Here is a 14,736-nt window from a genome sequence, read left to right as displayed (position 1 = left end):
GGCCCTCGTCCACTGTTACAGCCAGGCCATCGAACGCGCCTGGATTTACCTCGTTACCCGTGGCAGCGCTGCCCGCGCGCCGAGGGCAAAAAACCGTCATGCGGCGTCCTCGATCCGCAGTTGTTCCTGCTCGAGATCGAAGCGCCCCAGCACGCTGACCTGGGCATTGCTGTGCAACTCGCTGAAGGCAAGCACGGGTACGTGATTGAACTCGTCACGCAGCAAGTCACGCAGCGGCGCGCGCAAGTCCTGGGCGACCAACAGCACCGCCACGCGTTTGGCCCGCAACGGGAAGCCTTCGCGCAGCTGCAAGACCAAGGCACGGGTATGTACGCTTTCCAAGGCAAAAAAGGTTTCCGTCTGGGTCTGGCGCAACGCGTCGCGCAGCAGCCCTTCGGTTTCCGGCGTCAGTAGCCAGACGTGCAAGCCGTCTTCATCACGGTATTGGTGATAGATCTGCGATTTCAGGGCGATGCGAGCGTAGTCGGTGAGGGCACCGACATCGCGCTCGTGCTGCCCATGCTCGATCAACGACTCGGCGATCAATCGCACCGCCCGCAGCGGCACGCCCTCGCCTGCCAAGCGTTGCAGCACGGCGGCGAAACGGGCCAAGGGCATGGTCCGCTGCAGCTCCTGCACCAGCTCTGGCTGTCCGGCTTCGAGCCAGCTGAGAATCGACTTGCTTTCCTGCAAGCCGAGGAACTGCGGACCGGTGGCAAACATGGCCCGGCTCATGCGTTCCACCAGCAGCTCCCCCGCTGGCACCGCTTCCACGCGCTCGTCCGCCAGCAGCGGGTCGTCGGGGGCCAACCAAAGCCATTGATGCTCGTCACGCACTTCGCTGCCGACCCGGGCATCCTGCGGCTCGAATGGCAGCGGCCCGCGCGCCACCGCCACGCGGTCACCGAAGGTCGCCCGCAACATCGGCACTTCGTGCACGCAGAACCGGAACTCGTCTTCTTCCAGCAGCGTGCTGTATTCGATCTCGAAGGGCGGCAAGGTCAGGCCAAAACCTGCAACCAGCGCGTTGCGCTTTTTGCGGATCGACTGGATGACGTCCTCGGCGGCCGGGTTGCCTTCCATCGCCTTGGAAAATTGCAAGAGATAGGCCCGGGTCGGGTCGAAGCTGCGCAGGTCCTCGGCGCCATTGTGTTCCGGCGTGACGACCGTTTCAGACTGCTCCGCCTGGCGGGCCTGTTTTGCCCGGCCATGCAACTGGATGATGCCCGCCGTGCCGGTGATCAAGGCAATCACGATGAACACCAGCGTCGGCATGCCGGGCAACGCGGCGAAGCCGAGCATCCCCACCGAAGCGATGACCCAGGCCTTGGGCTCGGCGGTCAACTGCTTGGCGATTTCCTTGCCTACGCTGCTGCCGGCTGGCTGTCCTTCCGGCGAGACGCGGGTAATGATCATGCCGGCGGTCAGGGAAATCAGCAGGGCCGGAATTTGCGCGATCAGACCGTCGCCAATGGTCAATACGGCATACAAGTGCATCGAGTCGGACGCGCTCATGTCATGCTGGACCATACCGACCGAGAAGCCGCCGATGAGGTTGATCACCACGATCACCAGGCCTGCGATGGCGTCGCCCTTGACGAACTTCATCGCCCCGTCCATTGCCCCGAACAGTTGGCTTTCCTTGTTCAGTTCCTCGCGGCGGCGGCGGGCTTCGCTGACATCGATGAGGTTCGCCCGCAAGTCGCTGTCAATGGACATCTGTTTGCCAGGCAGCGCGTCCAGCGTGAACCGCGCCGCGACTTCGGCGACCCGCTCGGAGCCCTTGGTGATCACCAGGAAGTTGACCACCGTCAGGATCAGGAAGATGACCAGCCCGACCGCAAGGTTGCCCCCCACCACGAAATTGCCGAACGCCTGGACGATATGACCCGCGTCGCCCTGGAGGAGAATCAAGCGCGTGGTCGCCACCGACAGCGCCAGCCGGAACAACGTGGTCAGCAACAGCACCGCCGGGAACGAGGAAAACGCCAACGGACGCGGCAGGTACAGCGAGAGCACGATCAGCAGGCAGGAGATGCAGATGTTGATGGCGATCAGCGCATCGACCACCGCCGTCGGCAACGGCAGGATCAGCATGAACACGATGCCGAGCACCACGAACGCGCCGGCCACCTCGATACGTTGCACCGCCGCCTGGGCGACTTTGTTCAGCATGGCGATCATGGCCGCGCTCCAATGACCGGTTCGGCGGTCTGTCCACGGGTCTCGCCACGGGAACGCTCATCGAGCAGCACCAGCAGATTCTTCAGCGCGCTCTGGCGGCTTTTGGCATCGCGCCAGAGCGCCAGCGGCAAACGCTTGAGCAAGGGGTACAAGCCGTTCAAGGAGACCAGTTGGTCGCGCTCCTGATCGCCGCCCAATTCGCGGCCGATGCGACGCACCTCCGCCGAAGACAGGCCGCTGCTGACAAACCCCAGCATGCGCTGGAGCAACAGCACGGCCGTGAGCTGGCTGGCCGGGCAACTGTAGGCCAGTTGCTCGAGCAAACGGCGACAGCTTTGCAGCACGCTGCTCAGTTGCGTCGAGGCCGCGAGGCCGATCAGCAATGTGCGTAACAGAGCGGTAGGCCGCGAAGGCGCATGGGCGGCGATGTCATCAGCCAGCGCGCGGCGCATCATGTCGAGCCCCGAGACGAATGCCGCTTCGCCGAACAGGCCAAGCAACGCCTGCATCATGGTCGGCAAGGATTGCTTGAGCACCACGGTGTCGTAATAGAGGCGCCGTACCGCCTGGCGCAGTTCCGGATCGCCACCGGAGGCCCGCAGGGCCTCGGCGATGTTCATGCCGGCCTGGATCTGCGCGCCATAACGCTCGCGCAACAGTTGCAGATAGTCGCGGGCACGCTTGGCTTCGACGAGACGCCCCTGCGCCTCGGCGTCCAGCAGTGCCTGCTTCAGGATCAGGTCGGTGCGGGCCGGATCTCCGCCAGTCGATTGCACCAGCTCTTCAAGTACCGGCTGGCCACCGAGCAACACGCCGGCCTGGGCAGCCATGGCGCCCAGGCTCTGCTTGCCTGGGTGGCCGAGTTGGTCGTACCACTCCTCCAGTTGTTCACGGGTCTCGACCCGCACCTGGCCCACCTCGCTGCGGGCGTTACGGATGCGACGCTGGTTCAGCGCCTTGGTATTGCGTTCCACATGATGGCTGAAGGTCATGCCGACCTCCTCCATCGAACTGGACTGCGTGGCCTGCGACGACTCGACAGGCCTGCCAACGCCCGCGACCGCCGAAACGGCCTGGGCGAGATTGGCGGCAATGTGCGCATTTGTCGGGGCTTCTACTTTCATGATGGCCGGGAGCGTGGTTTCGGACGCTCAGTGGGTGGCGGTGATCCACCATTCGGTTCCATCGCCGTCACCGGCTTTTCTAAAGCGAACAACCGAGTCGTCCGCGGACCGTTTCCCGAAGAGCCGGTCGGTGCAATTTCATGCAGTGGACGTCGGGAAAGTCGTGCACGGCCTTGCACAAATAGAGCACTTGCACTAATAAAAATCTCTTAAATTTCAGACGGATAAGCGTTAAACCCGGCTTGGCACAGGTCCTGCTGAAGGGGAAACGTCGACACACCCGTCGACACCAGGGAACCCATTCAGAGGGATTTATTGATGAACAGCCTGAACCTCATGCTTCCCCCGCAAACCTCACCGACACGTCCGAGTGCGCCCGGTGTCAGCTTCGGCGAGGAGCGTAAGCTGCGTCTGTTTGTGCAAAAGCGTGTACTCAATCAGGACGACGCCGACGACATCATCCAACTCACGTATCTGGAAGCCTGGCGCAACCAGGAAAAATTCAAGGGGTTGGCCAAGCCGGACACCTGGCTATGCGGTATTGCCTTGAACCTGATACGCAATCACTTCCGCCGTTTCTATGCGCAACCGCCACTGAGCACGTTCGACGAAAGCGATTTTCACGAATCCAGCGACGACATCGACCTGAGTGAACTGTGCGACAACCGGCGGCTGCTGGACCGCACGCTGCTGGCGATGGACGCCCTGCCCAAGGATATGCGCGACACCTTGTGGACCGCCGTGGACACCGAGAGCAGCTACCGCGATGCCGCCGAACGGCTGGGCGTGCCCATCGGCACCGTGCGCTCACGCTTGTTTCGGGCCCGTGAACAACTCAAGAAAAGCGTCTATGGAGAAACCCGGCCATGACCAGTAATCGTTTGAACAGCCGAGCCGACCTACCACGTGGCGTGCGTCGCTATACGCCCGATGACCTGCCGGTGATGACGGATATCTTCAACGAAAGCGCTCTGGGGGGAACCAGTTCCCCCGTACTCAGAGCGTTTTCCCTGAAGGAAATGACGTTCTTCGTCGATTGTTTCGTCAAGGAAGGTGACCCGATCTACGTGCTCGAACGCGGCGGCGAGGTGGTCGCCTGGTTGATCGTCAACCGCTTCTGTTGGGGGGCCCAGGCCTGCCGGTTGACCGGCGAAGTATCGATCTACGTGCGCAACGACCACATCGGCAGCGGCGTCGGCATTCGCCTCGGCCAAGCCGCCGTGGTACTGGCCAGACGGTATGGTTTCGAGACGCTGGTGGCCTGGATCATCGAGCACAACGAGGCGAGCAAGCGGGGCGTGCAAGGATTGGGAGCGACACTGTGGGGACGTTTCCCGGGTATCGCCCGATTCGCTGACAAACGTGCGGATGTGGTGCTCTATGGACTGGACCTGATGCCTATCGACACCACCCCCGTCAGCGCTTCAGTACCTGCGCAGACAAGGGAGGCCAGCCTGGCTTGAATCAACGGCTCGTCCGGCAAGGGGCCGGGCGAGCCGTTGCCATTTTTTGCACTGGCAATCGTTGATCTCGTGGCGATAATTCACCCGCGAGCCCCACGCCTGGCCACCCGGGTCAGTCCACCGACCAACGCACCGGCAACACATCCGGCCCCCTGAAATTGGGTACATAGCGCCAGCGTACGGCGCTGGGCTCCACCGCCAGTTGCAGCCCGGGACAACGCCGCAGCAAGGTCGCCAAGGCTATCTCCAGTTCCTGCCTCGCCAGCGAAGCCCCCAGGCAGTAATGAGTACCTTTGCCAAAAGACATGTGCGGGCAGGCCGGGCGAGTGATGTCCAGTGTGTCCGGATCGGCGCACATCGCCTCGTCACGATTGGCCGCCCCCACCACCGCCACCAGCAGCTGCCCGCGCTGCAAACGCTGCCCGGCCAGTTCCGTGTCTCGGGTGACGAAACGAACCATGGCCCGTTCCACCGCCGAGTCATAACGCAAGAACTCTTCGACCGCGTCGGGCATCAGTGCCGGCTCATCGCGCAATTGGATCAATGCCTCGGGATGCTGCACGAGCGTGTGCACGGCGTTGCCAATCATCGATGCCGAAGTTTCGTGCCCGGCAATGATCAGTAGCGCGATCATGCTGCACAGCTCACTCCGGCTGAGCATACTGCCCTCTTCCTCGACCTGGGCCAGGGCCGACACCAGATCGTCGGCCGGTTGGGCCCGGCGCTGCTCGATCAAGGCGAGCATGTAGCTGGCAAACTCTTCGTAGCAGCGCTGCAGTTCGCTCAGGTCGTGGCCCACCTGCCGGACAATCATGTGGGACCAGCGCCGGAAATCGTCGCGATCCTGAGCAGGGACGCCCAACAGTTCGGCGATGACGGTAATCGACAAAGGAAAGGCATATTGGCTCACGACGTCCATCTGTCCGCTCGTCTGCACTGCGTCCAGCAACGTCTCGGCGATTTGCTCGATGCGCGGTCGCATGGCGTTCACTGCCTTCAAGGTAAAGGCCTTGTTGACCAGGCGACGCAGGCGGCGATGGCTCTCCCCGTCGCGGTTGAGCATGTGCTCATTGAGAAATGCGATGGACTGCTCGCCGCCGAGCATCGCCGCGAACCGCGGATCGATGCGCGACGGATCACGGGCGAAGCGCTCGTTGTCCAGCAGGACCTCTTCGACTTCCCGGGCACCGGTGACGTACCACATCGGCAACTGCCCGTCGGGCTGGCTGAGGAACACCGGAGACGCCTGGCGCAGCGCCGCATAGTGCCGATAAGCCTCGCCGCGAAACGCGTCGCTATTCAAATCAAGGGTCCGCTCGTACGCCATGAACACTCTCCAGAGGAAGGAATCGTTGCCCATGAGTGGCTGGACTGGCGCAAAAAGATCCCTGCCAGAGCAAGCTCGCCCACCAGCCCCCTATCGCCTGTCACCGGATGAACCGTTTGCCCGGCCAGCGTCACTCAAGGGGAAACCCAACCCCGCGTGGAGCTGACATGACGCATGCACTTGCCATCCATGGCCACTGTGACCCTCGCTTCGAGCCGGTCAGAGAGGCTTTTATCCAGCTGATGAAAAGCCCTTTCGAACGCGGCGCCGCCCTGTCCATCCAGATCGACGGCGAAACGGTGATCGATCTGTGGGCCGGAATTGCCGGACCGGAACCGGACGTCCAATGGCAGCGCGACACTCTGCTCAACCTGTTCTCTTGCACCAAGCCGTTCACCGCCGTGGCGATCATGCAGCTGGTGGGCGAAGGACGCCTGGACCTCGACACGCCGGTCTGCCGCTACTGGCCCGAATTCGCCAACGCCGGCAAAGCGTCCATCACCGTGCGCCAGGTACTGTGCCATCGCGCCGGGCTACCGGCGTTGCGCACTCCCCTCGCGCCGGAAACGCTTTACGACTGGGACACCATGGTCGACCTGATCGCCGAGGAGCGGCCCTGGGCCGACGCCGGCATACAGCAAACCTATTCGCCGCTGCTGTTCGGCTGGATTCTCGGTGAATTGCTGCGCCGGGTGGATGGCATGGCCCCGGCGCAAAGCATCCGCCAGCGGGTGGCGCTGCCACTCGGGCTGGATTTCCATATGGGCCTGGACGACGCGGACATCGCTCGATGCGCCTACATGGCGCGCACCAAGGACGACGTCGATGACGAGGCCTTTGGCCGAGTGCTGCAGTTCGTGCTCAACGAGCCGACGGCCATGAGTTCATTGGCCTTCGCCAATCCGCCGATGGTGCTGGGGCGCAGTAACGAAATCGGCTGGAAGCGCATGACCCAGCCGGCGGCCAACGGCCACGGCAACGCCCGCAGCCTGGCGGCGTTCTACGCCGGCCTGCTGGACGGACGCCTGCTGGAATCACCGTTGCTTAACGAAATGCTGTGCGAGCACAGCGCCGAATACGACCCGACGATCCAGACAGCCACCCGTTTCGGCCTGGGCATCATGCTCGACCAGCCGGACGTGGCGAACGGCAGCTACGGCATGGGAACGGGCGCGTTCGGCCACATGGGCGCCGGTGGCACCATCGGCTTTGCCGACCCGGAGCGCGGCGTGGCGTTCGGCTTCGCCTGCAACACCATCGGCTCCTACGTCCTGATGGACCCGCGCGCACGCGGCTTGGCGAATGTCGCGATGAATTGTTTGTAGAACCGGATGATGTTCGGCTCAAGCCTGAGGATGTATGAGCACCTGTGGCGAGGGGATTTATCCCCGCTGGGTTGCGAAGCGACCCCCCAAGCCTGCCGCCGCGGTATGCCTGGTCTATCGCATTCAACCTTTTGGGGGTTGCTGGGCAACCCAGCGGGGATAAATCCCCTCGCCACAAATTCATTTACTTTTGGGCTTAAACCCACAGCCACCAGCCCGCTCACACTCCCGGCGGCACCACCGCTTCCGCGACCTGCGGCTCGGCCACGCCGGTCTCAGGAGAAGCAGAGACTTGCTCTTCACCGCCGACCCGGGGCAACGCGGCCTTGGCGATCATGTCCGGTTGCGCCAGCAACTTGCGCGATGCTTCCACCGGCATCAGCAAACGCCCCCTTACGCGGCCACGGCCGGCCGGGTTGAGCATGCGCAACTCCCGCTCATGCACCCCCGACAACTGCGCCAGCTGCGCCAGGTCCACCGGCTGCGCCAAGGCGACCATCTGGAAGTACGGCTGGTCGGCAATCGGGGCCAGGCTCACGCCGTAGTCCGCGGGAGTGTTGATCAGTTGCGACAAAGCCAGCAGCCGAGGCACGTAGTTCTGCGTTTCGCCGGGCAGCGACAGGTTCCAGTAATTGGTCGCCAGGCCACGGGCGCGGTTACGCGTGATGGCGTCGCGTACCCGCCCTTCCCCGGCGTTGTAGGCAGCCAGCGCCAGCAGCCAGTCGCCGTCGAAGTAATCGTGCAAGTAAGACAAGTAATCCAGGGCAGCCCGGGTGGAGGATGGAATATCCCGGCGCTCATCGTAGTCACCGTGCTGTTGCAATTGATAACGGCGTCCGGTGGCTGGAATGAACTGCCAGAGCCCCAACGCCTGCGCAGGCGAACGTGCATTGGGATTGAACCCACTTTCGATCGCCGGCAGCAAAGCCAGCTCCAGGGGCATGTTGCGCTTGTTCAGCTCGCCCACGATGAAGTGCAGGTAACGGCTACCGGCACGGCCAGTCTGGGTAAGAAAAGCCGGACGTTCCATCAACCAGCGACGCTGCTCGTCGATGCGGGCCACGCCCTGGGTCCGGGTCTGCAAGGAAAATCCCTGGCGCATGCGCGCCCACAGGCTGCCGCCGCTTTGCGGGAATGACTCGCCAATCTCGATGATCGTGTCCGTGGGCGCCGGCTCAAGCCAGCGTAGCTGCGCGCGGTAAGGTTCGTTGGCGAAACGGTCGCCAATGGTCAACTGCGGTTCGAGATGCTGGCATCCGTACAGCAAGGTCCCCATGGCCAGCATGGACAAACCTTTGGGGATGGATCGCAGAGCTGGCGAAGATGCAAGTGATCGGGACATGGGCGGTCAACCTTGAATGAGGTGGCGCCATTGGGTGGCAGATCACCGGCCAGCGGTTCCACACCGGTCAGTGGAACCGAAATGCCCCGGCTGTCACTCATCAGGGGCAGCAGGCGCTCGTCGGTGCCTGGATGACAATGCGAGGTCCATCATGGCGTCACCCACCTATTGCAAGCTGATCGATCAGCTCTGCGAACTCACGATGATTCCCAGCCCGTCAGCGTTCTACGAAGAGGCAAACCTGTCGGTCAAGGATGTGGATTTTTCCTTGAAGCACACGCCTGGCGTGGGCGAGGGGGATGTTTTTATCTACTGCGGCTTCGGCCCCCTGCCCGTGGCGAATCGCGAAGCGGTCCTGCAACGGCTGCTGGAAGCCAACCTGTATTTGCTGAGCGGGGCGTTCTGTCCATCGCTGTCGTACAACCGCGACAGCAAACAGGTAGTCCTGATCGGCCACGTCCCGCTGGAGGGCCTCACAGCCGAGCGCCTGCTCGGGCTGATGGGCGGTGCCGCCGACATGGCGCTGATCTGGCGCGATGGCTATTTCTTCGACGGTGCCAGCCCAGACGACGCCGCCAAGACCGCCCAGCACAAACCCACCCTGCGTAGCGCAGGGCTCAACAACACCCTGTCGATCTAGGAAGGAGAACACGACATGCCAGCATCTGTAGGCGGAACCTCAAGTTCGGCGCCGTTACCCCAACAGGACGATCGGATCACGCCGGTAAGAACCAGCCTGTCCGATCAGGTCCGCCCATCCACCACGCCCTTGGTGCCTTACCACTTTGAAGGGAAAGCGAGCGACAAGACCCAGGACACGCTCAAGACCAGGCAGCATCGCCTGACCGCATTGATCAAGGACCTCGGCAAGAAAAGCCCTGATAACGACCCCATCGGTTATGCGCGGCAGCATATGGCGCTGGAGGCCACCGTGCTGGACTTCGCACCAGGGACCAGTTTCCAAGACATCCAGAAGCACCTCGCCGAACTCGGCGGCACGCCCCACCCAATGCTGTCGGGCCAGGAAGAAACCAAGGCATTCGCCAAGGATTTCGACGAGTACCTGGGCATGAGCAAGGCCGACAGGAAAGAAAGCGGTGGTTTCGCAGCCGTCTGGGACAAACATTGCGGGCGCGTGGGTAACACCCTCGGCGCCTACCACTCGTTGTGCCAGGAGGTCATCGACAACACCCCCGAGGGAGATGACCGGAAGTCACTGCAGAGCAGTCACGCAGCTTTCCGCGACTATGCCAAAGGCGTCACACAAGCCATGGCGAAAGATATGCCCGAGCGCTTGGACACCTTCCTCGAAAGCCGGATCGCGCATGCACAACAAGCCACGAGCAACGAGGACCTTTCCGAGGCCGAACGCAACCAGGCGAGCGCCGAACTGACCCAGTTGAACACGGTCAAGGAAGAGCTTGGCAAGTTCGTGAACAAGGAGGACGACAACCCTAGCGCACTGGCTACGGCGACAAAGAAGAACGAGGTGCTGGACATCGCGCTGAAGAACGTCGCACGGGAGGACTACGTCGCCGAACTCAAGAACCACAGCGGATTCCTCACGGGCCTGGCGGTATTCGCCGATGCGGGCATCCCACAGGGCTTTGCCTCCTCCGGTCACTTCGGTGCAAGCACCGCGGCGATCGACAAGGTACTGGAGGGCACGCACCTGGCCGCACATACCGCGGGAACATCCGTTGTCCTGGGTACCGCCCATAAAACGATCAGCGACAGCGCCCGCCCCATCATCCAGACCATCGTCGACAAAACCGTCGGCAGCGGCCTGGAGAAGGTCGATCCGATGTCGGTGTATCCCAAGCCCCTGCAGGACATCACCGTGGGTGGACGCCGTGTCGCCAACGCTCAGCACGAGGCCCTCGACAAGACGCAAGAAGATAAACGCGCCGATTTTCTGCGTAAACAGAACGCCAATAACTTCGGCACCATCAGCGGCGACTTCATGGGGTACGTCGCTTTCGGCGCGGCACACGCGGTACGCGAAGCACTGAATCAGTTTACGACCCTGAACGCTTCGGGCATCGCCGCCCGCAGCATTGCCTCTGCCGTCGGTGGCACCCTCATGGCCGGCGGTCAGGCAGTGGCCAAATACTCTCAATCCCACGGTGACGAGAAGATCCCGACCTATCGGGTCAAGAACGAAACGCGCGAATGGAAAGAGCTGCTGCCCAAAGCCTTCGCCGAATCAAAGAAAACAGTGCCGATGAACATGGCCAACTTCAGTGACTATCTCACCCGGGTCCTGGGTGTAAGCGGCGGGATCGCCATGCGTAACGCTGTGGCGAACGCCGCTGAAGCAGGGGAGGATGCCGAGGCGCTGGAAAAAACGCAGCAGATCATCGCGACTTTTTTCTCCTCGGGCCTGACCCTGCTTCCGTTCTTCGCCAACAGCGTGGCGGCACCGCTGGAAAACAAAGCGTTGAACGACGGCGAGGACGACCTGACCGCTCGGGCAAACGTCGCGTGGCAGAACGTCACTAATCCAAACCGGGACAGCCTGCCCCACACTCAGCCCCCTGGTGCGCGACGCTACGCCGAAAACACCTATCACGTAACTCGGGGCATTAGCCAGGCGGTTCCGCAAGCCACTGTCGCGGGGATTAACATAGGTGCCGAATGGATCAAGAGCGTAGCCACGAAGCCTAAAGCCCCTTCTGCCGAAGACAATTTCGAGCTGGCGGAACGAGGCGAAGCGCCACCCCAGGGCGGACCGTCCAACGAACCAACACCCACCACTAGACCTAGCTGATGAAACCGCCGGGGCATCACCGATGGCCCGGCATCCCTCCCTCCTTCCACGCTGGCCGCAGGAACTTCCCTGCGCCAGCCCTCGCGACACACTTCCCTTGGCACTTCGCCCACAACCCGTGGCGAGGGAGCTTGCTCCCGCTCGGCTGCGCAGCAGTCGTAAACCGGCCAATGCGGTATGACTGAATTACCATGGCGCCTGGCTTTTGGGGCTGCTGCGCAGCCCAGCGGGAGCAAGCTCCCTCGCCACGGGAATTCGCTCGGGTTGGGAAAAATCCTTCCGAGGAACGATGCGTCGGGAAGCGCTCGCGTGTTAAACAGGGGACCAACGGGACCGCTGCCACTCGCATAAGGAATGACCATGAAACGCCTGCTCGTCGCTTTCCTGTCACTGGTTGTCACCGCCATCATCGTCGCGGGCGGCTACCTCTACAGCAAGCAGCCCACCCGCCAGGGCACCGTGCAGCTGCAGGGGCTGCAAGGCTCGGTGACGGTGCGCTACGACGAACGTGGGGTGCCGCATATTCGCGCCGAGAACGAAACCGACCTGTACCGCGCCCTGGGTTATGTCCACGCTCAGGATCGACTGTTCCAGATGGAATTGATGCGCCGCCTCGCCCGTGGCGAGCTGGCCGAGATCCTCGGGCCGAAGCTGCTCGACACCGACAAGCTGATGCGCAGCCTGCGCATCCGCGAACGCGCCGCCAGCCATGTCGCCGAGCAGGATCGCCAGTCGCCGGCGTGGATCGCGACGCAGGCTTACCTGGACGGCATCAATACCTACCAGCAAACCCATACGCGGCCGCTGGAGTTCGATGTGCTGGGCATTCCCAAGCGGCCCTTCACCGCTGAAGACACCGCCAGCATCATCGGCTACATGGCGTACAGCTTCGCCGCCGCCTTTCGCACCGAACCGCTGTTGACTTACGTGCGTGACAAACTCGGTGCCGAATACCTGAATATCTTCGACCTCGATTGGCAGCCTCAGGGCGTGCTTCAAAGAGTTCCCGCAAGCGGTCCGTCCCTGACCAACAATGACTGGAAAGACCTCAACGCCCTGGCGCGACTGAGCGAACAGGCCCTGGCCGACAACGGCCTGCCGCAGTTCGAAGGCAGCAACGCCTGGGCGGTTTCCGGCAGCCGCACCCACAGCGGCAAGCCCTTGCTGGCGGGAGACCCGCATGTCCGTTTTTCCGCGCCCTCGGTATGGTACGAGGCGCACCTGTCGGCGCCGGGTTTCGAGCTCTACGGCCAATACCAGGCGCTGGTGCCCTTTGCGACGCTGGGCATGAACAAGGATTTCGGCTGGAGCATTACCATGTTCCAGAACGACGACCTCGACCTGATCGCCGAGAAGACCAACCCGGACAACCCCGAACAGGTCTGGTATCGCGACCAATGGGTGGACATGACCCGCAGCGAACAGCAGATCGCCGTCAAAGGCCAGGCACCCGTGACCCTGGTGCTGCGCCAGTCGCCCCATGGCCCGATCGTCAACGATGCCCTCGGCGCCAATGCCGGCAAGACGCCGATCGCCATGTGGTGGGGGTTCCTGGAAACCCGCAACCCGATCCTCGAAGCCTTCTACCAGCTCAACCGCGCCGACACCCTCGCCAAGGCTCGCAGCGCGTCGGCCAGGATCCATGCGCCGGGCCTGAATGTGGTGTGGGCCAACGCCAAGGGCGATATCGGCTGGTGGGCCGCGGCGCTACTGCCCAAGCGTGCGGAGGGTGTGAAGCCCGGTTTCATTCTCGATGGCGGTAGCGCTGAAGCGGAAAAATTGGGCTTTGAGCCTTTCACCAGCAATCCTCAGGAAGAGAACCCGGCCAGGGGCTACGTGCTCTCGGCAAATTTCCAGCCGGTGCCGGCCAGCGGAATCGAGATTCCCGGTTATTACAACCTTGCCGACCGGGGCCAGGAGCTGGATCGGCAGTTGAGCGAAAAACAGGCCAAATGGGATATCCAGACCACCCAGAAGCTGCAACTGGGCACCACCACTGCCTATGGCCCGCGCCTGCTGGCGCCACTGTTGCCGATACTGCGCGAAGCGGTCAGCGACCCACAGGAGCGCAAGTGGCTTGAACAACTGGCTGAATGGAAGGGCGACTACCCGCTGGACTCCATCAGCGCCACGCTGTTCAACCAGTTCCTGTTCGAGCTGGCCGACGCCGCCCTGGGCGATGAACTGGGCGACGGCTTTTTCGAAACGGCGTTGTCGACCCGGGTGATCGACGCCGCGCTGCCACGCCTGGCCGCCGCAAAAGACTCGCCGTGGTGGGACGACCGCTCGACATTGGGCACCGAAACCCGTACCGATACGGTGATCAAGGCCTGGAACAAAAGCCTGGTGCACCTGAAAGCCACCTTGGGCGAGGACGCCAGCCAATGGCAATGGGGCAAGGCCCACACCCTGACCCACGGACATCCGTTGGGCCAGCAAAAACCGCTGGACCGGGTTTTCAACGTCGGCCCGTTCGCCGCCCCCGGCACCCATGAAGTGCCCAACAACCTCTCGGCCAGGATCGGCCCGGCGCCCTGGCCGGTGACCTACGGCCCCTCCACCCGGCGCATCATCGACTTTGCCGACCCGACCCACAGCGTCACCATCAACCCGGTCGGCCAGAGCGGCGTGCCGTTCGACAAGCACTATGAAGACCAGGCCGAAGCCTACATCGAAGGGCTGTATCACCAGGCGCACCTGGCGGAGGAGGAAGTCACGGCCAACACCCGCGGTACCTTGAAACTGTTGCCCGCCAGGGCGCAGCCCTGAATCCTTTCTTGACCGTCGGCAGGCTCGATCGCCATTGATGGTCAAGACTACAGGGGCCCAAACCCCGTTTACCTCAATGGAGTCCATGCAATGTTCAATAACTGGTCCGAGCTGCTGCCCACCATCAAGAGCGCCTTTGGCGCCCTGGGAAAAAGCAATCCGAAAATGGTCAAGGCCTACATGGCCTTGGATGAAGCGGCGGCCGAGAACAACGTGCTCGATGCCAAGACCCGCGAACTGATTTCCATCGCCGTGGCGATCACTACTCGCTGTGACGGTTGCATCGGCGTGCACACCGATGCCGCCATCAAGGCCGGCGCCACTCGCGAAGAAATCGCCGCGACCCTGGCGACGGCGGTCTCGCTGAACGCCGGCGCGGCTTACATTTATTCGCTGCGGGCGCTGGAGGCCCATGACGCGCTGAAGAAGTGA

Annotated in this window: 11 protein-coding genes; 7 read left to right on the top strand and 4 right to left on the bottom strand. The window is 62.7% G+C overall.

Features of this window, described 5'->3' with window-relative positions:
- Positions 1-96: 96 nt before the first annotated feature.
- Positions 97-2,184 (bottom strand): type III secretion system export apparatus subunit SctV, encoded by a 2,088-nt coding sequence (sctV, locus tag PSH78_RS01535; protein ID WP_305498084.1) that lies wholly within the window; start codon positions 2,182-2,184, stop codon positions 97-99.
- Positions 2,181-3,308 (bottom strand): TyeA family type III secretion system gatekeeper subunit, encoded by a 1,128-nt coding sequence (locus PSH78_RS01530; protein ID WP_305498083.1) that lies wholly within the window; start codon positions 3,306-3,308, stop codon positions 2,181-2,183. The genes sctV and PSH78_RS01530 overlap by 4 nt, the downstream gene beginning before the upstream one ends.
- Positions 3,309-3,626: 318 nt before the next feature.
- On the opposite strand from PSH78_RS01530, the gene PSH78_RS01525 reads away from it, so the two are divergent.
- Positions 3,627-4,178, top strand: coding sequence for an RNA polymerase sigma factor (locus PSH78_RS01525; RefSeq protein WP_305498082.1), 552 nt, complete (start codon positions 3,627-3,629; stop codon positions 4,176-4,178).
- Positions 4,175-4,771, top strand: a complete 597-nt coding sequence (locus PSH78_RS01520) for a GNAT family N-acetyltransferase (RefSeq protein ID WP_305498081.1) — start codon at positions 4,175-4,177, stop codon at positions 4,769-4,771. Before PSH78_RS01525 ends, PSH78_RS01520 begins: the two co-directional genes overlap by 4 nt.
- A 112-nt stretch (positions 4,772-4,883) precedes the next feature.
- Here the strand turns inward: PSH78_RS01520 and PSH78_RS01515 are convergent, their stop codons facing one another.
- A complete protein-coding gene (locus PSH78_RS01515) occupies positions 4,884-6,098 on the bottom strand; it encodes a cytochrome P450 (protein ID WP_305498080.1) in 1,215 nt (404 codons plus the stop codon).
- Positions 6,099-6,265: 167 nt separating this feature from the next.
- Between PSH78_RS01515 and PSH78_RS01510 the strand changes: the two genes are divergently transcribed.
- Positions 6,266-7,423, top strand: a complete 1,158-nt coding sequence (locus PSH78_RS01510; protein ID WP_305498079.1) for a serine hydrolase domain-containing protein — start codon at positions 6,266-6,268, stop codon at positions 7,421-7,423.
- 220 nt (positions 7,424-7,643) lie between these two features.
- Here the strand turns inward: PSH78_RS01510 and PSH78_RS01505 are convergent, their stop codons facing one another.
- Complete coding sequence (locus PSH78_RS01505; protein ID WP_305498077.1) at positions 7,644-8,708, bottom strand: transglycosylase SLT domain-containing protein; 1,065 nt, start codon at positions 8,706-8,708, stop codon at positions 7,644-7,646.
- 208 nt (positions 8,709-8,916) lie between these two features.
- On the opposite strand from PSH78_RS01505, the gene PSH78_RS01500 reads away from it, so the two are divergent.
- From PSH78_RS01500 to PSH78_RS01485, 4 genes are all read left to right on the top strand, one after another.
- On the top strand, positions 8,917-9,405 hold the full coding sequence (locus tag PSH78_RS01500) for a CesT family type III secretion system chaperone (RefSeq protein ID WP_305498075.1): 489 nt from the start codon (positions 8,917-8,919) through the stop codon (positions 9,403-9,405).
- Between the two features lie 15 nt (positions 9,406-9,420).
- Complete coding sequence (locus tag PSH78_RS01495) at positions 9,421-11,535, top strand: type III effector (RefSeq protein WP_305498073.1); 2,115 nt, start codon at positions 9,421-9,423, stop codon at positions 11,533-11,535.
- A 360-nt stretch (positions 11,536-11,895) separates the two neighbouring features.
- Positions 11,896-14,304, top strand: coding sequence for a penicillin acylase family protein (locus PSH78_RS01490; RefSeq protein WP_305498071.1), 2,409 nt, complete (start codon positions 11,896-11,898; stop codon positions 14,302-14,304).
- Positions 14,305-14,394: 90 nt separating this feature from the next.
- Positions 14,395-14,736 carry a carboxymuconolactone decarboxylase family protein gene (locus PSH78_RS01485; RefSeq protein WP_014340738.1) on the top strand — a complete coding sequence of 114 codons (342 nt, stop codon included), beginning with the start codon at positions 14,395-14,397 and terminating at the stop codon, positions 14,734-14,736.

This window comes from Pseudomonas sp. FP198 (genome assembly GCF_030687895.1).
Lineage (GTDB): Bacteria > Pseudomonadota > Gammaproteobacteria > Pseudomonadales > Pseudomonadaceae > Aquipseudomonas.
This window is presented reverse-complemented; position numbering and strand designations above follow the sequence as displayed.

Coding starts and splice junctions, on each gene's coding strand:
- PSH78_RS01510 (WP_305498079.1), top strand. CDS start 6,266: ATGACGCATGCACTTGCCATCCATGGCCACTGTGACCCTCGCTTCGAG.
- PSH78_RS01520 (WP_305498081.1), top strand. CDS start 4,175: ATGACCAGTAATCGTTTGAACAGCCGAGCCGACCTACCACGTGGCGTG.
- PSH78_RS01525 (WP_305498082.1), top strand. CDS start 3,627: ATGAACAGCCTGAACCTCATGCTTCCCCCGCAAACCTCACCGACACGT.
- PSH78_RS01495 (WP_305498073.1), top strand. CDS start 9,421: ATGCCAGCATCTGTAGGCGGAACCTCAAGTTCGGCGCCGTTACCCCAA.
- PSH78_RS01485 (WP_014340738.1), top strand. CDS start 14,395: ATGTTCAATAACTGGTCCGAGCTGCTGCCCACCATCAAGAGCGCCTTT.
- PSH78_RS01530 (WP_305498083.1), bottom strand. CDS start 3,308: ATGAAAGTAGAAGCCCCGACAAATGCGCACATTGCCGCCAATCTCGCC.
- PSH78_RS01490 (WP_305498071.1), top strand. CDS start 11,896: ATGAAACGCCTGCTCGTCGCTTTCCTGTCACTGGTTGTCACCGCCATC.
- PSH78_RS01515 (WP_305498080.1), bottom strand. CDS start 6,098: ATGGCGTACGAGCGGACCCTTGATTTGAATAGCGACGCGTTTCGCGGC.
- PSH78_RS01500 (WP_305498075.1), top strand. CDS start 8,917: ATGGCGTCACCCACCTATTGCAAGCTGATCGATCAGCTCTGCGAACTC.
- PSH78_RS01505 (WP_305498077.1), bottom strand. CDS start 8,708: ATGCTGGCCATGGGGACCTTGCTGTACGGATGCCAGCATCTCGAACCG.
- sctV (WP_305498084.1), bottom strand. CDS start 2,184: ATGATCGCCATGCTGAACAAAGTCGCCCAGGCGGCGGTGCAACGTATC.